The organism is Photobacterium lipolyticum (assembly GCF_003026475.1).
In the GTDB taxonomy this organism is placed as follows: Bacteria; Pseudomonadota; Gammaproteobacteria; order Enterobacterales; family Vibrionaceae; genus Photobacterium; species Photobacterium lipolyticum.
The window spans coordinates 1-24,323 of sequence record NZ_PYMC01000012.1 but is presented as its reverse complement, the minus strand read 5'-3'; the positions used below and the strand labels follow the sequence as shown (position 1 = coordinate 24,323).

Here is a 24,323-nt window from a genome sequence, read left to right as displayed (position 1 = left end):
AACTCATAAAATCTGAGATACCCATATTTTAAATCACGGAAACCACATGAACTTCACCGTCATTCAATGCTTCCGAGAACCTTACTCTGGTAATTATCATCCAACACGCGCTACATTCGCTTACATTGAATTTCACCCTTAAAGGTTGTTTCTTTCTTCAATAGGTTCAAACATAGTTGCCTAAACCTTGCAAAACCTTCTGCTCGATCATTCGTTCTTATTCGCGACGCATCTTCTTTAAATGCGGTGTCCAATGATCAATGCATTGACTCTACTCCTAAATGTGAATGGGTCGCTTTCAACAATGTATTACCATCTAAATCTTTTGAACTAATGTAGTAACGAATACTCACATCTTGCTCAGTCGCGACTTCGCTTTCTTGTCTTATTGACGCAGCAATACTCATCGATATCGACTCTGACTACTCAGATTCGATATCATCTAGAATAGACAGTTCTTTATTCACCAGAACAATTCTTGTTTCTTATCTACCGTGACTTTTTTCTTGATTGATGTTGAAGCAAATCAACATCAAAACTCAGGCCATGAAAAACCTGAGACAAAATTGGTTTTGATTGAGACACGAAAAAAGGCCGTAAAGGGCTTGTGTTACCAGGGATAGCGAGGGATTGACGTATTTCCTGCCAATAGGTTGGGCTATTAGTCAGGTAAATTAAAGGCGCTGAATTCAGCACCTTTTCCTTTTTTAACTAATAGCGATATACACGGAAAAATCATGAACATTCCCGTCAATAAAGGCTTCTCAGAACCTTAAAAAGGTACTCAGAATCCATCGCACACATCGCTCTTTTGTGTTTAATACTCGCTTTTAAGCTCGTTTCACTTTTCAGCATGTTTAAGCACATCTGTCTGATCCTTGCGAAGTTCTCTGCACTTTCCTCTGCTCGTTTTCGGCTGGCATCTTCACCAAAAGCGGTATCTAGCGTCCAGTGCATCGATTCAACCAACCAATGTGAACGCGTGGCATTTAACAATTCTTTAGCACTTAGGCTTTTCGAGCTGATATAGTATCTTACTGAAAATTCCGACTCTTTCGCCGCTGCTTCTTCTTGTCTAATCGAAACCACGATACCCATTGTTTTCAGCTCTGGCCAATCAAATTCTAAGTCGCCTAAAACACTCAAATCTGTGTTTGTTAATGCCAACCTAGTCTCTTCTCTGCCTCGCGATTTTTCTTGCGTGCTGTAAGAATCACCATCGTGTTTTTGCAACATACTCATATCGAAATAGTTGTCGAACGCTTGCTCCAAACGACCTTGATTGCCTTTTACTGCTAGTAAGTAATCAGCGTTCTTATTTAGCACTTTTTGAGCAATTTTCTTTTGGCATCCCATTGCATCAATGGTCACTAAACAACCTGATATATCAAGTAGTTCCAGCAATTCGGGGATCGCGGTTATCTCATTGCTTTTCTCGTATACTTTATGTTGTCCGAGACTCAAACCATTTTCAGTCGCAAAAGCGTTGACCATATGAATGGCGCCAAGTCCGCGAGAGTCATCATAAGAGCCCCTAACGGTTTTACCGTCAATGGCGACCACTTCACCTTTGGTTAACTCGCAGCAATCCTTCATCCATTCAATAAAACACTTTTGTAGGCGAGTCGCATTTATCATTCCCATCGCTCTGGCTATCGTCGACGTAGAAGGTACGCCATGACAAAAATCACCAAATCGCTTCAAGAAATCTAAACGAGCCTCACCGTATAAGTGAATCGCTTTCCAATCGTCTTGACCAGAAAGCACGGCACAAATTGTTAACAAGATGATATCAGTTAACTTGTGCTCGACTTTGCCTGGTTGTCGGTAATCTGGGATGACATCGAAATGCATAAATGGGTGCTGGTTACTCATCGTTGGACCTCCAATTTATCTATGGAGGTATTAGAAAACACTGAAAATGATCTACAAATCGATCATCGGCTAATTGATTGTTATGTGATGGTACTAACTAATGAATTTCAAAAACTGAGAACTCACTAGACCATAAACCCTTTAAACATGGGCATGTACATGAATTTTCCCTGTAGCGATATACCTTATTTATTCGATTCGTAACTGTAGTTGTAATACCCATAGTTACCGCCGTAATAACTGCTCGCTTTGCGCACTACAGCATTAAGAATAAAGCCTTTCACTTCAATGCCGTTCTGTTCGAAGCGCTGTTTGGTCACTTCAATTTCTTTCACCGCATTCTGGCCAAAACGACCAACAAGTAGTGTCGTTCCCGCATGGGCACCGACAATGGCCGGATCGGTCACTGCAAGAATTGGTGGGGTATCGACAATAACAAGTTCATAGTTTTCAGATGCCCATTCCATCAGCGCCTTAAAGCGCGGGTGCATTAACAGCTCTGAGGGGTTCGGTGGCACGGCACCACGTCCAATATAATGTAAATTCTCGACACCAGGCTCTTTAATCAGTGTTTCAATATTTTCCTGGCCGCTTAAGTAAGCTGACAAACCTGGGGTATGGGTGACCGCCATCTGGCGTTCCATCTGTCCCTTACGCATATCTGCATCGATTATCAGTACTCGCTGGCCTGCTTTCGCGATCACAGCCGCCATGTTGGCCGAGATAAACGACTTACCAATACCCGGACTTGGCCCGGAAATCATCACGATGTTATTTTTGGCTTCCATCATCGCAAAGTGGAGGCTGGTACGCAGGCTACGCAAAGCTTCAATCGATAAATCTGCCGGGTTAGATACCGCCAGCAATGTCTCCTGTACAGACAGCTGTTTCTTACTTTTTTGCTTTTTCTCCAGCTCAATCTGCCAGTCAGACATGGGTACACTGGCATAAACCGGCAAACCAATGGCTTCAATTTCATCCGGACTTTCGACACCACGGTGGAAAGCCGCACGCAGCAGCGCTATCGCCACCGCCAGCATGCCCCCCAGCAACGTCGCCAACACCACAATCAGCGGTTTCTTTGGTTTAACCGCACGTGTATACGATTTAGCCGAATCAAGAATACGGACATTCCCAACCGTACTGGCTTTAACAATGTTAAGCTCTTGTACTTTATTAAGCAGCTGCACATAGATCTGCTGGTTAACTTCTACATCACGCGTCATACGTAGTACTTCACGCTGGGTCTTCGGCAACTTCTGCACCTGACGGTTTAAGCGCTCACGCTCGCTCAATAAGGTTTTGCGCTTATCAAGCAGAGAAATATACGCCGGGTGCTCTTTGGTAAAACGCTGAGAAATTTCACTTTCTTTGAACGTCAGCTCATTCAATTGAGCTTCCAGACTCACCATCACCTCAAGGGTAGATTTTGCTTCTAAGCCTAGATCAATAGAATCATTTTCCTGACGATAACGGTTCAGCGTGTCTTCCGAGGCGGTTAACTCGGTTTTAATGTCCGGCAAATGGGTACGTAAAAACGCCAGGCTGTTTTCTGCTTCTGCCGAGTTGCGCTCAACATTTTGCAGGAAGTAATACTGGCTGATGTCGTTAAGGATTCGCTCAATATCGGCACGGTTTTCACCGGTTAGCGACAACTGCAAGATACCGGTTTGCTTGCCGCGCTCACTAACTGCCAGATTCTGCTGCAGCTCCTGAATCGCATCTAAGCGAGAGCGCTTTGAAATAGTGAAGCTTGCACCGTCCTCGGCTTTTAGCAACGAGACAAACAGGCGGTAATCACCTTGCAAAGCTAACTCACCGGCTTTGCCGCTCAGCACTTCACGTTCATCTTTATCAGTCAGAACATAGTTGCCGGTATCACTATCAGTCACCGTCAGGGTATACACGGGCTGGCTAACATAGTCAGGTACTTCAAACCGACCAATATCGATATCGGCTTGCTCACCCTGAAGTCGCGCGAGTCCTTTGCCTACAACAGGCAAGTAATTTGGGGTTACTACCGTCGTCAGGTTTAGCTTATCAACGGTTTTGCCTATTACCATGCGAGATTTGATGATTTCAATTTCAGTGGTCGCTGATGACTCACTGCCAAACATTTCTCCCATATCACCCAGGGCTGGCATGCCGCTGCTTTTTTGCTCAACCTGAATTAAGGCGTCGGCTTTATAAATAGGTGTGGCAAGCAAAGCGTATGCAACACCGACTACAGCAAAAATAAAGGTAATTAAAATGATGTTCCAGCGGTTATCGATCAGGATGCCAAACAGCTTACCCAGATCGATTTCGTCAGCATTACTTTTTGCGACTGTTGTGTTTAATTGGTTTGGATTCATGGTCATAGTTATTTAACAGTTTCTAGTTTTGAGTGGCGAGTTTCTAGTTTCTAGTTTCTAGTACTCTTTCACATAAATTATGAATAGTTGAAGCACCTAAACATGTCATCCCGGAATCGAGGAACGAGATATCCGGGATCCAGTTCTAACCGTGTGCGCCTTAGATTCCGTATAAGTTCGTTCCTCACTTTACGGAATGACGAAGTGTGGTGACTGAAATCATCCAAACTTCTGTTATGAAGTACTAGTTTCTAGTCGTCTTTCTCTCGATACTCGTTTCTAGCTACTCGTATCTCCTACCTTTACTACAACTTCTTCGCCCATGCATCAGCCGCTTGTTCAATCAATCCGTATGCATGATCGAACGCTTCTTTGCTCTGGCGGTATGGATCGGGGATGTCTTTCTGACCGATCCATTGGCCGAATAGCATGGTTTTGCCACGGGCTTCAGGGGCGATGTTGGTGACCGCTTCAATGTGGCCTTTTTCCATAACTAAAATCAGATCATAGTCGCGGCACAAGTCACTGTTTAGCTGTTGCGCTACGTGGCCTTCGAGGCTAACCCCATGTTCTGATGCCACCATTGATGCCATCTTATCTGCAGGTTTGCCGACTAAGGCACCAACACCGGCAGAAGCAATTTCTTTGTTAGGTAGAGCTTTTTTTAACAAATATTCGCCTGACGGAGAGCGGCAAATGTTGCCGACGCAGACGACGAGAATCTTATTGAACATGGTTTCACCAGTGTCGAGGTTCGAGGGGAGAGTTTCGAGTATATCAGTTACGAGTTTCGAGTTACTAGGTTCTCGCTACTCGCTACTCAGAACTATAACTCATACTCTCCGCAATCTTCTTTAATTTGTGATGAGCGGTACTTTATCAGCCCACCGATCATCCGACTAACTTCTATTGATTCATTAATCAATGCATCAGCTCGTTGCTCAGGGATGTAGTTAAGATCTCTTGCCAGCATTAACTGTGTTAATAACTCACCACAAGATCCCTTTGCGAAGTATAGAAAGCGAATATTATCTTTAGCCGTTTGACGTTCTGCACCTTCCGCGATATTAGACGGAACAGAAACCGATGAACGCGAGATCTGATCTTTTAAGCCATAGTCTTTGCAAGATTTCACTTCTTTACAAACACTCAAAGCCAACTGATAGCTTCTCTGCCAAACATCTAACTTTCTGAAATGCATGTTCATCCATGAAAGATAACAGATACGAGTGGCGAGTTTCTAGGTTCTAGAAACTCGTACCTAGAATACTCGCGACTAACATACTCGCCCCTAGATACTCGCTACTCGCTACTGGAATAGAAACTTCGTTTCTATGGCCAATTACGAACCCGTAACACACCTTCAGTCAATTCATTAAAGCCTGTGATTGTTGGTAATAGCTGACGGACTACACGATTCCAGCGCGTGATAGGCGCTGCGGTGACGTAAACAATATCGTATGGCTGAAGTTCGAACTCGGTGCCAATGACTAAGGCAGCGGCATCTTTGATGTTCAGCTGGTAGATGTCGGCAATGGTATCTGATTGGCTGTCGGTTTGATTTCCTGACAAAGCATGATTTCGGCTACCGCGGATCACGAATATGCCGGTTGCATCAGCGTCCAGTTCATTGATACCGCCAACGTTGCTTAACGCTTCCGTCAGGCTCATACCGGCGCGATCGATTTTGAGCAGTTTTGGCTCCTTCACTTCCCCCATAACAAACACTTTTTGGGCATCGTTACGTGGTACGTGAACAATATCACCCTGGCGAAGCAGTCGGTTTTGGGTTAAATCACCGCGCTGCATTAAGGCGTGTAACGAAATGTTTTGCTCTTCACCGTTGCGGGTCAGTGTCACATTACGCCAGTCAGCATCTACAGCTAGGCCACCAGCGCGGTTTACGGCATCTAATAATGTAAGCGGTACATTGGTGATGGGCTGCTGGCCTGGCTTATTGACTTCGCCGGTGATGTAGGTTTTTTGTGCTCTGAACGAGGCAACATTAACATCCACTTGCGGGCTTTCAATGTAAGCCGCTAAACGCTTCGTCATTTCAGTTCGAATTTCGGTAACCGTTTGACCTTCTACTTTGACCAAACCGATATAGGGGTAAAAAATAGTACCGTCGGCATGAACCCAGTTACCTGACTCACTGGAGCTGCGATAAGAGCCGGCAGGAATCGTCAATTCAGGGTGATCCCATATGGTGACGTTTAAGATATCGCCCGGCCCGACACGGTATTGATAACGTGCAATTTCCGCATCCAGGCCTGCATTGGTTTTCGAATAGGTTCGTGGCGCTTTAAACTGCGATACCGCATCAGCCGTTAACGAATAGACATTTACCCGCTCTGAAATATCAGAGTCTTGCTCTTCGTTAGTGGTAATAACGTTTTTATTGTCCAGACTTAAATGCGAACCGGGTAGCGTGCAGCCTACCAGCATGACGGATGCCATAGCAGTAATAAGAAACTTCTTAGTAAAATCCATGTTTTTTTAACGTTTTAAATTGGGATGAGAAGGAAAGCCAGTGAATAGTGGCGAGTGGCGAGTAGCGAGTAGCGAAAAACCAGAACAGAGAAACCTAGGCTCTCAACACTCGGGCCTCGATTCTCGAGCCTCATTCAGACATGCTACCGCCCTTGGGTTTCAGCCCCCAATGCGCTTTCAATGTCATCTGTAAATTGTGGTTGTTTCATAGACAGAGAATAAAGTCCTACTCTCTGTCTTAAAATTAGCTGTGGGATAGTACAAAAATTTGACGAATAAATAAACCCATTCGCGCCCTTTATAATACGATTGCATATAAGTTGTTCATCGTCGTCTTATTCAAAATAAGCACACACATAGTAAGCACATGATCGCCATTATATTGACGCATAAAAGGGAGCTAGTATTCATAAAAAGTACATCCTCCACTCATTTTCAACGCTTTCTCCCAAATTTAGAAGAATTCATGTCATATCCAGAAGACTCATTGCTATTAAATCGATATCAAAATATTATAAATAAGAGGGTTTACCTTCTTTTTTACATATCTATACAAGAATAAGGGAATAGGATGAAGAAAACGGCAATTGCTCTAGTGGCAGCTCTTACTATGGCTAGCTCTGCGTTCGCGGCAACCGAAACTGGTACAGCTGCAGCAACTACAGGTTCTACAACTTCAGCAACTACTGCTGGTGCAACAACAGCAGCAACATCAACTGGTGCTGCAGCTGGTACGGCAGGTGCAACCGCTGCCGCAGCGGGTGGTATTACGGCAACTGCAGTCGCAGTTGGTGCAGCTGCAGCTGTAGCCGCTGTTGCTGTCGCTGACTCGTCAGACAACGGCACAGCAACTACTACTTCAGTTTCAGCTCAAGGTTAATCTTTTTGTTGTAAACAGACACGAGGTTCGAGGCATTAGTGCCTTGAACCTCGATTTTAGTGCCTTATATCTTGATTTTAAAACCTTGACCCTCGGAATTCAGATGCGCCTGCATAAAAAAACAATCACGTTGCTCTCAAGCCTTTTGCTGGCAATGGGGTTAACGGGATGCAGCCAAAAATTTAATGATGTCAACGACACAGTACAACTTGCACTATTCGGTGAAAATGATACCCAGATCAGTGCTGATGACGTAGAACAACTGCCTTATGCCAGCATTTATGCTCAAATAGATGACGGCCCACGGGCTTTTATGGTGTTGGCTTTTGCCGAAGCACCTTTTGAAATAACGCCGAGCCTGATTTCGAAAGAACAAACGTCGAAAGAAAAAGCCGCACAAAAAATGGCTTTTCAAGGAACAACAGCACAGCCCGTGACAGAGCTTAAATGGCTGTCTGCCGATCACGGAATGCTGGTGACAGCAAGCGGACGACTGGTCAAAACGCATAATCTGCCGATGGGCAATCTCGTTGCCAGTCAGAGTCAGGAACCTGATCCCGTGGCATTGGGCCTGCATTTACCCTCTACGCCTAGAACATGGCAACGAACACTTGACTGGCAGCCCGGATACCATTTGGGTTATACCCTCAATTCTCAATTTGAACAGGTCGCCTCTGAAGTCGTGATGAACAATGAAAAACCTGTTGAAGTGCTGCATTTTGTTGAAAAGGTCTCTGTTAATAGCTTAGATATACGCTATCAGAATGATTTCTGGGTTCATCCAACGACTGGCAAGGTATTACAAAGCCGACAAAAAATAGCCCCTGACCTGCCGTATGTTGAGATCTCTTTACTGAAGCCCTACTCATAAATGGAATCATGATGAAAACGCTTTCACCTTTTTATTGTGTTTTGCTAAGTGCCCTGTTTATCGTTCAGGCTCAGGCAAAACCGCAAACATCTCCGGCAGCATCGACCTCAGTGTCTGTAGCAACATCGGTTAATGATGATCACGTTATTCAGCTGACTTATTCATCTCCCGTCCGGTTAGACCAAGTATTGAACGATGGCCTGAACCATATAAAAACGTTACCAAGTCAGCGTGTTCATGCCTCACCTCAAGCTGTTTTCTGGACCGGTGCTGCGTTATACGACCAGCAACAAGCAAAACAGATGCAGCAACAAAAACAACAGTTGCTCAGTCAGCTTGAGCGATTGGCTCAGGCGTGGCAAGACGATAGAGAACAAGTTTCTGCGGTAAACGCCCTGAAAGAATCCCTTACGAAGCTAAAGCTAGCCCATCGGATCATGCAGCCGTTAGATCCCGATCTGGTGCGAATGCAGCCGTCACTCAACCCGTTGCTCAATGGTGAATATCAGTTGATTTTACCCGCACGACCAACCTCCATATTGGTGCTTGGCGCGGTGAAGCAGAGCAAAAATATTTTATGGCAAGAGCGCAGCGATGCGGCGTTTTATTTAGATCAGGCGCAACCGACATCGGATGCCGATAATAGTAATGTCTGGGTGGTTCAGCCAGACGGTGTCACAAAACAACACTCAATTGCTTACTGGAATCACAAACATCAGGATATCGCCCCAGGCGCCATTATCTATATGGGCTTTGACTCCCTGCCGTCTGATTTTACGACCTTAAACCAGGATATTGTTAATTTGCTAAGGAATCGGGCGCTGTAATGGATACTCGTTTAACTTCTTCATTGACATCATGTCGCTCATTTTTTTCACTATCGGCAATCGCCTTAGCGCTATTACCCGTTTTTCATGCTCAGGCAGACAGTTTCAGTTACCCGGAATTTCAACCGTCGCAATCCGATTTCGGCGGGGTTGGCTTAATGCAAATGCCTACCGGACGAATGGCCCGTGAAGGGGAATTAAATGTCGCCGGAACCTTCAATGATGAATACCAGCACTATACGGTATCACTGCAATTATTGCCGTGGCTGGAAACCACCATTCGCTACACCTTAGTGCAAGATCTGCTCTACAGCGGCGATGAAAGTTTTAGTAGTGATACCAAATACACCGACAAAGGCATCGATTTTAAAGTTCGCCTGCTAGAAGAGAGCTACTGGTTACCCGAAACCTCGCTTGGTGTACGTGACTTTGGCGGTACCGGCTTGTTTGATGGTGAATTCATCGCTGCCAGTAAGCATATTGGCCCGTTGGATTTTACCGTTGGCGTGGGTTGGGGCTATATCGGTAATAGCGCTAATTTAACGGGTGATAAATCCGTTAGCGAAGACTGTAACCGAAATACGGAGTACAAAGGCAAAGGCGGCAGTGTCGATTTTGATCGCTGGTTTACCGGTTGTTCGGCGGTATTTGGTGGCGTGGAGTACCAGACACCGTGGCACCCCCTGCGCCTGAAAGTCGAATACGATGCCAATGATTATACCAGTGATTTCCCGGTTACCCGTGGTGCTGTGGATATGTCACAGGACAGCAAATTCAACTATGGGGTGTTATACCGTTTAGGTAAATGGGGCGATCTGCGCGCCAGCTATGAGCGCGGCAATACCTGGACCCTGGGCTTTAACCTCAATACTAACTTCAACGATCTGAAAGCGACCTGGCAAGACGAAGCGACACCGGCCTACCGCCCGAAAGATGGCAACGGTGATATCAGTGATGCTGAATGGCAAGTAATGGCCAATGAATTACATCGTATTGCCGGTTATAAAGATCCAACCATTTATGCCGATGACAAAACCGTTACCGTGGTGGCATCGCAAACCAAATATCGCGATCGCACCCAAGCCCATGAACGCGCTGCCACAATTATTGCCAATCATGGCCCAGCCGTGGCTGAATATCGCCTGATTGAAACGGCGAATCATCAGCCGACCACAGAAACCAGGATTGATGCTGAGCAGTTCGCTAAGGTTGCTAACCATACTTACATCGGGGCTGACATAAAAGACAGTACCACCGTTGTCAACCCGACCGTTCCTCAAGGTCAGCGTATTGCAGAACCGGATTCCAACTGGGATTTCAGTGTCTCGCCGACTTTGCAGCAATCGTTCGGCGGTTCCGAAAACTTCTATATGTTTAATATCGGGATCAATGGCGGTGCCAGCTATCGGCTTGGCAACCATGTTGAAGTCGGCGGTTCGGTCTATCTCAACCTGTACGATAACTACGACAAGTTCTTATACGAAGTGCCGCCTGATGGTACGGATCTGAAGCGTGTTCGTACCTTAGTTCGCCAGTATATCAATGATAATCCACTGCGAATGAATAACCTTCAGCTGACCTGGATGGATAACGTTGCGGATAACTGGTATGCCCAGGCATATGGCGGTTATCTGGAAATGATGTTCGGGGGTGTCGGCAGTGAGATCCTCTATCGTCCGCTTGGCAGCAACTGGGCATTTGGTATCGATGCCAACTATGTCATTCAGCGTGACCCGGATTCGCAGTTTGGTTTCTTTACCGAAGAAGAACAGTTTGACCCACTCACCGGCCGCAATTACCGGGTGCAAACGGGCGCAATGACGGGCCATGCAACGGTGTACTACCAACCACAATGGGAATGGTTGCCGAACACATTGTTCAGAGTCAGCGCCGGTCAGTACCTGACCGAAGACAGAGGCTTTACGGTCGACTTTTCGAAGCAGTTTGACAGTGGTGTGATTGCAGGGGCATTTGCGGCAATCACCGACCTGACAGCGGAAGAGTTTGGTGAAGGCAGCTATAACAAAGGGTTCTACATTTCGATCCCGTTCGACATTATGACGGTGAAACCAAGCAATAACCGGGCAACGATTTCATGGTTACCACTGAGCCGTGATGGCGGCCAGATGCTGAACCGTAAGTACCAGTTGTATAGCGTGACGGATGCGAGAGCACCGTGGTATGGAAGAGCGGCAAATAATTGACAGACAGGGGCGAGAAACGAGTGTCGAGAGGCTAGTTTTTAGGGACTCAGTATGGGTCCTGGGGTCCTGGGCAACGTGCGATTGACTCACATGGATATCAATCAAATTTACAGCACAACTTCTTCGCTTTTCCCATAGAACCTCAGGGCCATAGGGCCGTTTTTCCCGCTCTTCCTAGCTACTCGCTTCTAGAAACTCGAAACTAGATCTCCATAGAGCCTCAGGACCATAGAACCGCTCTTACCGCCCCTCCTAGCCACTCGTTTCTAGAAACTCACTTCTATTATTTTATTTATCGTACTAAATATCGTGATTATCTACGTAAAAATAAAAAAACGTTACAGACAAATGTCATATTTGCACTAGAATAAATTGTTGGTTAAAAAAATAAGAACGATTATTAAATAAGTATCATATATACATTTGTAGTATTTTGTAGACGAGACTATACATCATGTTCAGAACATACGCCCATTTTTCAGTGAGCCACCCATACCTACACAAGGCTAACTTACTGATATTATTTGCAATATTTGCACTCAGCTGTTACCAATTATTAGCCAATGAAAATATAGTATATGCTGCAGGTTTTTTATTTGTGATTATTCCAATCTTTATCTTTGCTAAATCTTCTGACTATAAACGCAAATATTTAAGCGCAGACAAATAAACAACGAAAATAATAAAATCAGTCAATATATATAAAAAGAGCGCCATTTTCATGGCGCTCTTTTTATATATATTCTCGCTAGTTAAAACAATTCTTATACACCCTGCTGCAGTTGAGACCACATCTCTTTCACTATCAATTGATCGACTGGATTCAGCTCTGACTGCGCTTTAGTCAGGCTAGCATCAACAGCCTGGTTCATCGCTTCTACCGAGCTGACACCTTCCATCTCACAATTCGCTGCTGACAGTGAAATGTGGCCGCGCAGGTAGCCACCAGCAAATAGCTCATCGTCTGATGCCGTTTCTACCATCTGATCGATCAGGGTTAATAGCTTCTCTTCGTATTGCTGGATCATGGCTTTTCTCTTTATTAAAATTGTAGGACCTAGGTTCGAGTTCCTAGGTTCGAGGTTCGAGTTCCGAGGTTCTAGGTTCTAGATACTTATTACTCGAGTCTCGCCCCTAAATACTCGAGTCTCGCCCCTAAATACTCGAGTCTCGCCCCTAAATACTCGAGTCTCGCCCCTAAATACTCGAGTCTCGCCCCTAAATACTCGAATCTCGCCCCTAAATACTCGAGTCTCGCCTCTATATCCGAGAGTCTGGCTCGCAATTGCCGCTCAGATTATCACAGCTGACCTGAAATCGAAAACCACAGCTGGCAGAGAGGATTCACTCGATCGCTTGCGGTTTAATTTCGACTTTTTCAAATTCTGGTTCGAAGAACGAGATACGAGATACGAGATACGAGATACGAGATACGAGATACGAGTATCTAAACGCATAAAATTGAAACGGTCAATGTCCGTCTTCTCTGATTAACCCGATACTCACATTGAGAGATAACAAATTTAGGTACTGATTATATACGAGAAAAGGCTCATGGACGATTTTCTAGCACCACAAACACTCGCCTCTTGTTACTCGAAACTAGATCTCCATATAACCGCTCTTTCCTCCTTTTAACCATGAATATAATTAATGCATAACGATAATCTTTTCATTCGAATCAAACGTAAATCGCAAATACAATCTATCAATCCTTTGCATTCTTTATTTATCCTGAATATTTCTCATGCTATTAACAACACTTTATATAATTGGTATTACTGCCGAAGCCATGACGGGTGCGTTGGCTGCGGGTAAACGTCATATGGACTGGTTTGGGGTTATGCTGGTTGCCAGTGCGACTGCAATTGGTGGCGGTACGGTACGTGATGTCTTGCTGGGTCATTACCCTTTAGGCTGGGTGGCAAACCCTCAGTACCTCGTGATCACTTGCCTTGCAGGTCTGCTAACAACGGTTATTGCTAAATGGGTCGTTCGCTTCCATAAAGTTTTCATTATTCTTGATGCGATTGGCTTGATTGTCTTTAGTATCATCGGTTGCCGTATCGCAATGGACATGGGTCTGCCGGCGATCATCTGTATTGTCTCCGCGGTGGTCACTGGGATATTCGGCGGCCTGCTACGGGATCTTATCTGTCGCCAGCAACCCATGGTGCTACATAAAGAACTCTATGCATCGGTTGCTTTTATTGCTGGCGGCATGTACTACGGCATGATGTTTCTTGCCGTACCAGAAATGATCGCAACCATTTCCACTCTGGTGGTGGGATTTGTTGCCCGCATGGCTGCGGTACAATGGAGCTGGAGATTACCGGTGTTTAAGTTAGAAGAGACGAGTGACGAGAAGCGAGGAAAACAAGTGGCGAGAAACTAGGAAAACAAGTAGCGAGTAGCGAGAAACTAGAAATAAAAAAGTCACGAGTGACTGGGGACAAGATTCTAGAAACTCGCCCCTCGAATCTAGCTCCTAGCCCCTCGCCTTTAAATTATATCTTCGGCGTCTCTGTCACGACACCTGCATTCTGGCCGCGGTGGCGAAGCAGGTGATCCATCAAGGTGATCGCCAGCATTGCTTCTGCAATTGGCACCGCGCGGATCCCCACACATGGGTCGTGACGACCTTTGGTGATCACTTCTGCTGACTCGCCTTGCTTGGTGATTGTCTCGCCCGGTACGGTAATGCTCGATGTCGGCTTCAGCGCAATATGGGCAACAATATCCTGACCCGATGAAATCCCGCCTAAAATGCCACCTGCATGGTTGGTTTTAAACCCCTGCAAGGTCATTTCATCACGGTGCTGGCTGCCACGTTGCTCAACCACCTCAAAACCATCGCCAATTTCGACCCCCTTCACTGCATTGATGCTCATTAATGAGTGGGCAACATCAGCATCCAGACGGTCAAAAACGGGTTCGCCTAAACCAACCGGAACATTGCTGGCAACCACCGTCAGTTTTGCACCAATGGAATCGCCTTCTTTTTTCAGCTTACGGATCAGCTCGTCGAATGCATCGACTTTATCAGCGTCCGGACAGAAGAACGCATTCTGAGCGATCTGATCCCAATCGACTTTATCGATTTTCACATCGCCCATCTGCGACAGGTAAGCGCGTACTTCAATGCCATGCAGCTGCTTTAAGTATTTCTTTGCTACCGCACCGGCAGCGACACGCATCGCCGTTTCACGGGCAGAAGAGCGGCCACCGCCACGGTAATCACGTACCCCGTATTTCTGGTGGTAGGTATAATCGGCATGGCCCGGGCGAAACAGATCCTGGATGTTGGAATAGTCTGTTGAACGCTGGTCGGTATTTTCAATCAACAGGCCAATAGACGTACCTGTCGTCTGGCCTTCAAATACCCCGGAAAGGATTTTCACTTCATCCGCTTCACGACGCTGTGTCGTATACTTAGATGTTCCCGGACGACGACGATCAAGATCGTGCTGCATGTCTGCTTCGGTCAATGCCAGACCCGGAGGGCAGCCATCAATAATACAGCCTAATGCCAGACCATGGCTTTCACCAAAGGTGGTGACGCGAAATAGTTGTCCAATCGTATTGCCTGCCATTACTTCCTCTGTCTATTCGTCCGAATTTCATTATTCATTAATTTTGTCAGTCACTACATAGTGCAAATTCAGCAGACGGAATGCAAGAGGAGATAGAAACGAGTTTCGAGAAGAGAGATTAGAAAAGAAAGATCCGAGTTGAGAGTTTCGAGACGTGAGGTAAGAAGTAAGAAGTGAATGGAGCAACTATCCAATATCATGTATACATCTAGTATCGAGATACGAGATACGAGATACGAGATACGAGATATTCAGTACTCGATACTAGTACTTCATCAAAGAAGTTTTGACCAGTTCAGCAACCAAACATCGTCATTCCGTAAAGTGGGGAACGAACTTATACAGAATCTATGGCGCACACGGTTAGAGCTGGATCCCGGATATCTCGTTCCTCGATTCCGGGATGACATGTTTAGATGCTTCAACTATTGATAATTTATTTGAAAGAGTACTCAATACTCAGTACTCGATACTCAATACTAGATACTAATCTTCAGTTATACGCGCGGGCAAAGCGGCCTTCACCGCTGACTTGATATGCATTCGCATAAGCTGGCACAAATACCGACTCACCTTTACCAACCGTAACGCTTTCGCCATTTTCATGAGCCAGCGTCAGCGGCGCATCGACAGCAAACAAGATTTCGGCACTGGTATTGTGCAATGTCAGTGCTGAAGTAACGTTCTTATAGACACTGAATTTAAAGTCCGGAACGGGTATCGCGTAGTGTTCGCCACCTTCGCTCACTGTTGGTTCCATTAGCAGCGTATCGGCAGGTTTAGCGACAAATAAGGTATTCGCCACCAGCTCTTCGACATCCATGTGTTTGGGCGTTAGGCCGGCACGCAGCACGTTATCGGAGTTTGCCATGATTTCCAGCCCGGTACCTTTGATGTAGGCGTGCGGTGTACATGCATCAAGGAACATAGCTTCGCCCGGCTGCAAGGTCAGCACATTGAGCATCAGCGGAACAAACAAACCAATATCACCGGGGTATTGTTCGGCCAGATCGACGATAAGGGCAAATAGCGCGTCGTCATGCTGCTCATTGGCATAAGCCATCAGCGAGTTAACGGCCGTTTCTTTTATTTCACCGTCCAGTGACAACATCGCCTGGAAAAATGCACGCAGCCCGGCTTCGTTCTGCTCACCAGCCAGTGCCGAAACCAAACCATTTATTTGTGCAATATTTAACTGCTCGAACTGTGCCACGATATCAGCGATATCACGGAAACCGTTCATGGCCTGATAAGCCGTCAGTGCAAACACCAACTCCGGCTTGTGGTTAGGATCTTTGTAATTGCGGTGACCGGCATTATGAGCAATGCCCGCCTGCTCTTCTTGGGCAAAACCCACTTCTGCCTGCGCTTTACTTGGGTGCACCTGGATCGACAGGGCTTTTTCTGCCGCCAGCACTTTAAACAAGTACGGCAATTCACCGAACTGAATCTGAGTATCCGCCCCTAAAATGGCATCCGGGTTAGTCGCAATAAAATCCGACAGCAATGTCGGCTCATCTGCGACTTCAATTTCTGAACAACCATTAGAATGGGCGCCCATCCAGATCTCAGCTTGCGGCTTAGCCTGTGGGTTTTCGATACCAAACAGAGTCTGAATAGAAGTGACGCTGCCCCAGGCATAATCCTGTATTACGTTACGCATTTTAAAAAATACAGGGCCGACCAAATCTGTCATTTTCATTAAACCTTTTATCTTGGTGATAATAAAGACGAGTCTCGAGAAGCGAGATCCAAGGATTCCGCTTCTCGATTCTCGCCTCTAGATGCTTGCTTCTAAATCCTAGATCCCAGTACTCTTTCACATAAATTATGAATAGTGAAAGCGCCTAAACATGTCATCCCGGAATTGAAGAACGAGATATCCGGGATCCAGTTCTAACCGTGTGCGCCTTAGATTCCGTATAAGTTCGTTCCTCACTTTACGGAATGACGACATTTGGCAACGAACCTCGTCAAAACTTCTGTGATGAAGTACTAGATCATCGGTTCTCGATTCTAGGATCTCGCCTCTGGATCCTTGCTTCTAAATCCTCGCTTCTTATTCCTATCTCTCGCTTTTCGAACGCCACTTCTTGATACCGCTTTGGCTTGGCTTAGTATCTCGCGAAGCTTTCTTATCTCGAGGAGATTGGTTATCACGAGGAGCCTGACGGTCGCTGTTTTGATTGTCAGAACGATTTGGACGACCACGGCGGCTATCAGTGCTGCTATTGCGGGAGTCTCCATGCTTACCGTCACGTTCATTCGAGCGACGAGATTGACTCTCGCCCTTGCCTTTGTAGGTTTTGTACTTCACTTCGCCATTGCGGGCGCTGCGCGGGCGTGAAGGATCTTGATTACGTGCAGAGGTATGGCGCTCACCCGCTTCTTGCAGGCGACTATCAAACAACTTGGCGTCGGTTGCTTTAGCAATCGCCTTGCCATTGCTATCCACCTTCGACGCTTCTTCGGTACCGCTTGATTGAGCGATCAGACGGTTAATATCTGCAATTTCATCATCGGTCAGATAACGCCACTTACCATTAGGCAGGCCATCGATGGTGATGTTCATGATGCGAACACGACGCAGCTTATACACGTCATAACCTAACGCTTCACACATACGGCGGATCTGGCGGTTTAAGCCCTGTGTCAGCACGATACGGAATGAGAAGTTAGTTTCTTTGCTCACTTTACACGGCAAGGTCACGGTGTCTAAGATTTCCACCCCTGACGCCATTTTGTCTAAAAACTCTTGAGTGATCGGCTTATCGACACGCACCACATACTCTTTTTCATGCGAGTTACCGGCACGAAGAATTTTGTTTACGATATCACCGTCATTAGTCAGGAAAATCAAACCGTCAGACGGCTTATCTAATCGACCAATCGGGAAAATACGTTTACGATGACCGATAAAATCAACGATGTTATCTTCGATATGGCGTTCAGTGGTACACGTAATACCTGTCGGCTTATTCAACGCAATGTAGATTGGCTTTTCTTTGGCCCGCAGCGGCTTATCGTCCACCAGCACTTCGTCACCTGGCAGCACTTTGGTGCCCATTTCAGGTGACAGGCCATTAATGGTGACTCGTCCTTGATCAATAAGCTTGTCCGCCTCACGGCGTGAGCAAAAGCCTGTATCACTGATAAATTTATTTAATCGGACCGGTTTATCCTGTTTTTCAGACAAAGCGTGGTTTTCAGACTGATTCTGTGACATGGGTTTCTTCTTTAATGAGCGTTTCGCAACGCGATCAAGGGCTATCAAATTTACTGACTGTCTATTCTCAAGCAATAAACAGACATACAACCAGTGATTTTACCTAATTCTGGTCGAAAGTATCATGCAAATTTTCATACCCGACGATTCTGGGTCTCAAAATTACCGGCTGACGAGAAGATACATTGTGCCGCCCCTTGAATACAATATAAAATAAGCCACTGATATTAATAATAATTCCATCAATTAACGGAATTGATGAAATGGACTATTCTCATGTTCAAACACACCGTCATCGCAGCCTCACTATGCTTGGCTGCCTGCCCGGCATTTGCCAACAACACTGACTCCAACAACAACCGTGTATCGCCACTCATCAAGACAGATAACCCTGAATATTATCTTTATCTTGGTGCCGGGCTAGTCGGTTTTGAAGCCGATGCCAATCCGTCACCGAGTAGCCTTTCAAGCCTGGATGAAGAAAAAAAATCGAGTTTCGCTGTCGGCGTCGGTCGGGATTTTAATGACTATGTGGCGCTGGAAGGCTTCTACCGCTATTCATCGACTGAATATAATTATCCTGCCGGCGGCTCATTCTTAAACAACCAAAGCATCGATTTTCACCAGATCGGTATCTCTGTGATCCCGTCCACCGGAGAACTGGGCAGTAGCGGCATCAAGCTTTTTGCCCGTCTCTCTGCTGCCGCCGTGATAATCAAGCAACACTACGAAACAACGATCAGTGATGCCCGGATTAATTTGGAAGACGATACCGGTGGCATTATCGATGCGGGCCTGGGTTTACAATGGAATTTTGGTAAACAGTATATGCTACGCGGAGAATATATCACCGCCGTCTACGATTACTCGCTGGATAACATGCTCGATGCAGGTGATTTTCAGGGCGTTCAGGTCTCTTTTGGCTATCGTTTCTGATTGGTCGATATAAACAAAAGCCGCCCAGAGATGACGGCTTTTACTGCTATAACAAAAACGAGCTATTACCTCGGTAATTCGCCGTGGGACGCTCTCCCTATATAGTCATGCTGCATAGCTTTTTCCAGCTGCGCGGCGACGTGGCCCGGCGAGGTCGTCTTGCCAGACAACAGGCGGTACATCGCCGGGATCACCAGCAGGGTCACCAAAGTTGCAAAGGCCATACCGAAGAACACCACTGTACCCACGGCAAGACGACTCTCAGAGCCGGCGCCACTTGAGAAGATCAGCGGAATAGCACCGAACAGGGTGGTAAAAGCCGTCATCAGGATCGGACGCAAACGGCGCACCGAGGCGTCAATGATTGCCTGTTCAAACTCGACATCTTTATCGCGTAGCTGGTTGGCAAACTCGACAATCAGGATCCCATTTTTGGTTACCATACCAATCAGCATGATCATCCCGATTTGGCTGTAGATATTCAGCCCCTGCCCCATCAGCCACAAACCGCCCATGCCACCAAAAATACCCATGGGTACCGTCAGCATCACCACCAGCGGGTTAATGAAGCTTTCAAACTGGGCAGCCAGTACCAGATAGGCCACCAGCAGCGCCAGCCCGAAGACCAGGAAGATGTCACTCTGATTTTCGCGAAAATCTTTCGATTCGCCGGAATAATTGATGGTGATATCGCTTGGCAGCATCTCAATGGCTTGCTCATCAAGGAAATCCAACGCATCACCCAGGGTATAACCGGCGCCGAGGTTGCCTTTCAAGGTGATCGACTTCTGCTTCTCGGTATGGCTCAGCTTCTGCGGTGAAGCCACTTCTTCAATATCAGCCACCGTATCGAGCGTGATCAGCTGGCCATTTTTCGCTCGCAGGTAGATCTGGCTCAGATCGGCCGAACTGTTGAAGCTGTTCTCGTCACCGCGTAAGTACACGTCATATTCTTCGCCACGTTCAACGAACGTCGTTTCGCTGCGGCCGCCAAGCATAATTTCCAGTGTTTCTGCAATGTCGGCAACCGGAATACCGAGCTCAGCAGCACGCTGACGGTTTACCGTTACTACCAGCTCCGGGGTGGTTTCTGCGTAGTCAAGATCGATGCCTTCCAGCATCGGGCTGTTTTCTGCGATTTCCTGCAGCTGAGTCGCCCACTTGAACAGCTCATCGTAATCTGAGCCTCCCAGTACAAACTGCACGGGCTCTGACGATCCGCCACGGAAACCCGGCATCATCGGTCTGACCCAAACATCTGGAATACCCTGCAATGCTTTACTGACCATACCTAAGGCCTGCTGAGCGTTGACGCTGCGGTCTTCCCAATCTTCCAGCTGGATAATCACAAAACCGGTCTGATCGCCGGCACGACCACCAAAAGCAGGCGCTTGCAAGCTGACCGATTTAACCACACCTTGTCCGAGCATTGGCAACAACCGGCTTTCTACTTCATCCATGTTGCCGACCATGCGGTTATAACTGGTCCCCTCGGCACCTTTAACAAAGGCAAACAACACCCCGCGATCTTCCTGCGGAACCAATTGCGCAGGCACAACCTGCATCAATCCGTAGCTCGCAGCGATACAGCCCGCCACGACGACCGGGGCAATGAAGCGACGCTCCACAGCAGCTGTCACCACTGAGCGGTACATGCATTCTAACTTAGCAAACCGGCTCTCAATCCACAGATTGAATTTGCCCGGTTTTACATTCGCTTTCAGCATCTTGCTGCCCAGCACCGGGGTTAATGTCAGCGCGACTAGCGAGGAGAAAATCACCGCCATGGCAAGCAATACGGCAAATTCAGTAAACAGACGACCCACCATGCCTTCCATAAAGGAAATCGGCAGGAAGACCATTACCAGTACCGCGGTGGTTGCCACGACGGCAAAGCCCACTTCCCGGGTGCCTTTATAAGCGGCCAGCAGTGGCGACTCACCTTTTTCCAGATGATGGAAAATATTCTCAACCACCACGATGGCATCATCGACCACCAGGCCGATAGACAAAATCAACGCCATCAGGGTCAGCAGGTTGATAGAAAAGCCAAAGAAGTAAGCCATGATAAACGCTGATATCAATGATACCGGCACGGTCACGGCAGGGATCAACGTCGCCCTTGCCTGACCGATAAAGACGTATAACACCAATATGACCAACGCACCGGTGAGCAATAGCGTGCTGTAGACTTCGGCAATAGAGCGATCAATAAAGATGGTCGAGTCATAATCTAAGGTCAGGCTGGTGCCTTGTGGAATGAACTTTTGCATCCGCTCTACTTCCGCACGCACAGCTTTCGAGACATCCAGCGGGTTGGCATCTGACATGGTGACAATACCCAAGCTGAGGTTGACGACCCCATCGCTTTTGAAGGTGGAATTTTCATTCTCGGCCCCAATTGCAATATCGGCGACATCTTTCAGGTACACCGGCGAGCCGTCAGCCGCTGTGCGCACCACCAGATAGTTAAAATCAACGGGGCTTTGATACAAGCGGGCGGTACGTACAGACATCACGGTTGTATCGTTACGTACTTCGCCGCCGGGCAATTCAACGTTTTCATTTTTTAAGGTGTTAACAATATCGCTGGTGGTCACGCCACGCCCGGCCATAAGCTCAGGCTTGAGCTTCACATACATCACCTTATAGAGCGCGCCCGTCAGGTTGACCGAGCTCACGCCGTTGATCAGGCTGAAGCGATCTTCCAGCACCCGCTGGGCATAATCGGTCAGCTGGGTACGGTCCATCTCTGAAGATGAGAGGTTGATATAGACCGCAGGCTCACCGGAACCGTTATCTTTCGAGACCACGGGATCTTTCGCTTCATCCGGCAGACGACGCTGGGCACGGGCCACCGCATCGCGCACGTCACTGACTCCCTCGGTCAGATCCCAGTCCATATTGAATTCAATGGTGATCCGGGACATGCCGTTGCGCGTGACCGAGGTAATGTTATCGATACCGCTGATCCCCGATAACTCATCTTCAATCGGCGTCGTCACCTGGCTTTCCATGACGGTGGCAGATGCCCCTTCATAGGTTGTTCTGACACTGACGACCGGATTTTCGACGTCCGGCATCTCACGTACAGCCAGTTTAGTGAACGAGACAAAGCCGAACACACATAACAGCAAACTGAGTACAATCGCCACTACCGGGCGCTTAACGGAAACATCAGATAACCACATCAGGCATTACCCTCCGACTTTTTTGTCTTGCTACCGGGCTTGTTGGCGGTCAAATCATTCACCTGCAAGCCATCACGCATATTGACCAGACCTTGCACTACAATGCGTTCGCCGATTTCAATACCTGATTCAATCACCACTTCATTATCTATTCGGGCACCTAGCACCACTTCTGTTCGCCGGGCAATGCCCTTCTCATCAACTAAATAGACGAATCGCTTAGTTCCTGAATATTCCAGAGCCTGAACCGGAATAATTGCTTCTTCCTGAGGAACAAAACCGATATTGGCCGCCATCAGCATGCCGGGTTTTAATTTTCCGTCTGCGTTATCAAACATCACCCGTACTTTGATATTGAGGGAATCCGTCTGCACCCGAGAATCAATCGCTTTGATTTCACCGCTGAATGTCTGCCCTTTCCAGGCCTGACTGGTGGCGCTAACGGTCATACCGACCGTCAGATAGGATAAGTACTGCTCAGGAACCTGAATATCCAGCCGCATGCCTGACAGATCATCGAGGGTAAACAGCTCGGTTCCCACAGTCACCATGTGACCAGGGCTGAAATCAATTAACCCGACGGTACCGGAAAATGGCGCGCGGATAGCGTGATCTTGCAGTTCGGCTTGCGCGGCTTTCAATCGGGCTTTCGCAATATTCACACTCGTTTGCTGGGCATCCAGCTCGGTCTGGGTAATCGCGCCACGCGTTACCAGTCGTTCATATTCGGTGTATTTACGTTTTTCATCATTTAAGTAGGCTTGCGCTTCATCAAAAGCGGCCTCTGCTTTAGCATCATCTAACTGCACCAGCAGCTCGCCTTTCTCTACCCGGTTATTAGCCCCCACAACAATGTTGTCGACTTTTGCCGCAACCTCAGTGGCAACATTAACCGAGCGCTGTGCCACTAATTTTCCGATCAGGGATAATGATTGCGCGACAGGATGTGACGTCACTTCACCTGTTGTCACTGCCACAACACGACTTGCCCGTGGATTCGCCTGCTTTTCAGCTGCCTGCGCCTCGCTTTGAAAACCCGAACCTCCGATAAAAGACAGGAACCCGCCACCGGATAACGCCGCAGCGACTAAACCTGCAACCAGCATTTTTTTCATGATAACAAAACCACTAAATTGAACTTGATCCAATGATATCTGAACCAACGCTGAAACAGGGTAAAGAAATGTAAAGTTAAGCAATAAAGCGTTCACAACTAGCTGAAACAACATGACGTTAAGCGGAGTTCTAAATAACATCTGATTAATTATTCCTCTTCAATCCATCGCGTGAATACCTTACTAATACTTCATCACAGAAGTTTTGACGCGTTCAGTCACCAAACGTCGTCATTCCGTAAAGTGAGGTACGAATTTATACGGAATCTAAGGCGCGCACAGCTAGAGCTGGATCCCTGATATCTCGTTCCTCTATTCCGGGATGACATGTTTAGGTGTTTCAACTATTCATAATTTATGAGAAAGGCTACTAGAACCTTCGATATGATGAAAATTCCAGCAAGCGCACATAATTTCAAAGGAAAAAGGTTTACAGCATCTAAATGTTTGTTATTATCCGCTCCGCACTTGTGGAGGGGTTCCCGAGTGGCCAAAGGGATCAGACTGTAAATCTGACGGCTCCGCCTTCGAAGGTTCGAATCCTTCCCCCTCCACCATTATTTCGAAAACGTGATTTATTAAAGCTCAGGCTTGCCACAGATTACGTTTTTCCGGCCTAACGAAGCCGAACAATTAGATACACCCCGTGGAGGGGTTCCCGAGTGGCCAAAGGGATCAGACTGTAAATCTGACGGCTCCGCCTTCGAAGGTTCGAATCCTTCCCCCTCCACCATTATTTCGAAGAATGTAAGCTTGCC

Annotated in this window: 17 protein-coding genes, 2 tRNA genes and 2 pseudogenes; 8 read left to right on the top strand and 13 right to left on the bottom strand. The window is 47.0% G+C overall.

What is annotated here, in order from left to right; genetic code table 11:
* Positions 1 to 110: 110 nt before the first annotated feature.
* From C9I89_RS22685 to C9I89_RS15800, 6 genes and pseudogenes are all read right to left on the bottom strand, one after another.
* Positions 111 to 509 (bottom strand): annotated as a pseudogene (locus C9I89_RS22685) (ISAs1 family transposase); the annotation flags it as partial.
* A 241-nt stretch (positions 510 to 750) separates the two neighbouring features.
* Positions 751 to 1,875 (bottom strand): ISAs1 family transposase, encoded by a 1,125-nt coding sequence (locus tag C9I89_RS15820; protein WP_107284287.1) that lies wholly within the window; start codon positions 1,873 to 1,875, stop codon positions 751 to 753.
* A 185-nt stretch (positions 1,876 to 2,060) separates the two neighbouring features.
* Positions 2,061 to 4,235, bottom strand: a complete 2,175-nt coding sequence (locus C9I89_RS15815; RefSeq protein WP_211315268.1) for a polysaccharide biosynthesis tyrosine autokinase — start codon at positions 4,233 to 4,235, stop codon at positions 2,061 to 2,063.
* Positions 4,236 to 4,534: 299 nt separating this feature from the next.
* Positions 4,535 to 4,963 carry an arsenate reductase/protein-tyrosine-phosphatase family protein gene (locus C9I89_RS15810; RefSeq protein ID WP_107284286.1) on the bottom strand — a complete coding sequence of 143 codons (429 nt, stop codon included), beginning with the start codon at positions 4,961 to 4,963 and terminating at the stop codon, positions 4,535 to 4,537.
* Positions 4,964 to 5,055: 92 nt separating this feature from the next.
* On the bottom strand, positions 5,056 to 5,430 hold the full coding sequence (locus tag C9I89_RS15805; protein WP_107284285.1) for a four helix bundle protein: 375 nt from the start codon (positions 5,428 to 5,430) through the stop codon (positions 5,056 to 5,058).
* A gap of 131 nt (positions 5,431 to 5,561) precedes the next feature.
* Positions 5,562 to 6,722: a polysaccharide export protein gene (locus C9I89_RS15800; RefSeq protein ID WP_107284284.1), complete on the bottom strand. Its 1,161-nt coding sequence runs from the start codon at positions 6,720 to 6,722 to the stop codon at positions 5,562 to 5,564.
* 571 nt (positions 6,723 to 7,293) lie between these two features.
* Between C9I89_RS15800 and C9I89_RS15795 the strand changes: the two genes are divergently transcribed.
* From C9I89_RS15795 to C9I89_RS15780, 4 genes are all read left to right on the top strand, one after another.
* On the top strand, positions 7,294 to 7,602 hold the full coding sequence (locus tag C9I89_RS15795; RefSeq protein WP_107284283.1) for a hypothetical protein: 309 nt from the start codon (positions 7,294 to 7,296) through the stop codon (positions 7,600 to 7,602).
* A gap of 103 nt (positions 7,603 to 7,705) precedes the next feature.
* A complete protein-coding gene (locus tag C9I89_RS15790; RefSeq protein ID WP_107284282.1) occupies positions 7,706 to 8,473 on the top strand; it encodes a YjbF family lipoprotein in 768 nt (255 codons plus the stop codon).
* Between the two features lie 11 nt (positions 8,474 to 8,484).
* Positions 8,485 to 9,300, top strand: coding sequence for a capsule biosynthesis GfcC family protein (locus C9I89_RS15785; protein WP_170107716.1), 816 nt, complete (start codon positions 8,485 to 8,487; stop codon positions 9,298 to 9,300).
* On the top strand, positions 9,300 to 11,504 hold the full coding sequence (locus tag C9I89_RS15780; RefSeq protein WP_107284280.1) for a YjbH domain-containing protein: 2,205 nt from the start codon (positions 9,300 to 9,302) through the stop codon (positions 11,502 to 11,504). The genes C9I89_RS15785 and C9I89_RS15780 overlap by 1 nt, the downstream gene beginning before the upstream one ends.
* Positions 11,505 to 12,268: 764 nt before the next feature.
* Here the strand turns inward: C9I89_RS15780 and C9I89_RS15770 are convergent.
* Positions 12,269 to 12,532 (bottom strand): YfcL family protein, encoded by a 264-nt coding sequence (locus tag C9I89_RS15770; protein WP_107284278.1) that lies wholly within the window; start codon positions 12,530 to 12,532, stop codon positions 12,269 to 12,271.
* A gap of 244 nt (positions 12,533 to 12,776) precedes the next feature.
* Positions 12,777 to 12,896 (bottom strand): annotated as a pseudogene (locus C9I89_RS22845) (elongation factor P hydroxylase); the annotation flags it as partial.
* Between the two features lie 355 nt (positions 12,897 to 13,251).
* Between C9I89_RS22845 and C9I89_RS15760 the strand changes: the two are divergent.
* Positions 13,252 to 13,899 (top strand): trimeric intracellular cation channel family protein, encoded by a 648-nt coding sequence (locus C9I89_RS15760; RefSeq protein WP_107284277.1) that lies wholly within the window; start codon positions 13,252 to 13,254, stop codon positions 13,897 to 13,899.
* 112 nt (positions 13,900 to 14,011) lie between these two features.
* On the opposite strand, the gene aroC is transcribed toward C9I89_RS15760, so the two are convergent.
* The 3 genes from aroC to rluF form a co-directional block, all read right to left on the bottom strand.
* A complete protein-coding gene (aroC, locus tag C9I89_RS15755) occupies positions 14,012 to 15,097 on the bottom strand; it encodes a chorismate synthase (protein WP_107284276.1) in 1,086 nt (361 codons plus the stop codon).
* A gap of 493 nt (positions 15,098 to 15,590) precedes the next feature.
* On the bottom strand, positions 15,591 to 16,799 hold the full coding sequence (manA, locus tag C9I89_RS15750; protein ID WP_107284275.1) for a mannose-6-phosphate isomerase, class I: 1,209 nt from the start codon (positions 16,797 to 16,799) through the stop codon (positions 15,591 to 15,593).
* A gap of 363 nt (positions 16,800 to 17,162) precedes the next feature.
* Entirely contained in the window at positions 17,163 to 18,323 is a 1,161-nt protein-coding gene (gene rluF / locus C9I89_RS15745) for a 23S rRNA pseudouridine(2604) synthase RluF (protein ID WP_107284274.1), read from the bottom strand.
* Positions 18,324 to 18,599: 276 nt separating this feature from the next.
* On the opposite strand from rluF, the gene C9I89_RS15740 reads away from it, so the two are divergent.
* On the top strand, positions 18,600 to 19,259 hold the full coding sequence (locus C9I89_RS15740) for an outer membrane beta-barrel protein (protein ID WP_170107715.1): 660 nt from the start codon (positions 18,600 to 18,602) through the stop codon (positions 19,257 to 19,259).
* A 65-nt stretch (positions 19,260 to 19,324) separates the two neighbouring features.
* Here the strand turns inward: C9I89_RS15740 and C9I89_RS15735 are convergent, their stop codons facing one another.
* Both C9I89_RS15735 and C9I89_RS15730 read right to left on the bottom strand, forming a co-directional pair.
* On the bottom strand, positions 19,325 to 22,450 hold the full coding sequence (locus C9I89_RS15735; protein WP_107284272.1) for a multidrug efflux RND transporter permease subunit: 3,126 nt from the start codon (positions 22,448 to 22,450) through the stop codon (positions 19,325 to 19,327).
* A complete protein-coding gene (locus C9I89_RS15730; protein ID WP_107284379.1) occupies positions 22,450 to 23,565 on the bottom strand; it encodes an efflux RND transporter periplasmic adaptor subunit in 1,116 nt (371 codons plus the stop codon). The genes C9I89_RS15735 and C9I89_RS15730 overlap by 1 nt, the downstream gene beginning before the upstream one ends.
* A 472-nt stretch (positions 23,566 to 24,037) precedes the next feature.
* On the opposite strand from C9I89_RS15730, the gene C9I89_RS15725 reads away from it, so the two are divergent.
* Positions 24,038 to 24,122 (top strand) — tRNA-Tyr (locus tag C9I89_RS15725).
* A gap of 91 nt (positions 24,123 to 24,213) precedes the next feature.
* Positions 24,214 to 24,298 (top strand) — tRNA-Tyr (locus C9I89_RS15720).
* The last annotated feature ends 25 nt before the right edge of the window (positions 24,299 to 24,323 follow it).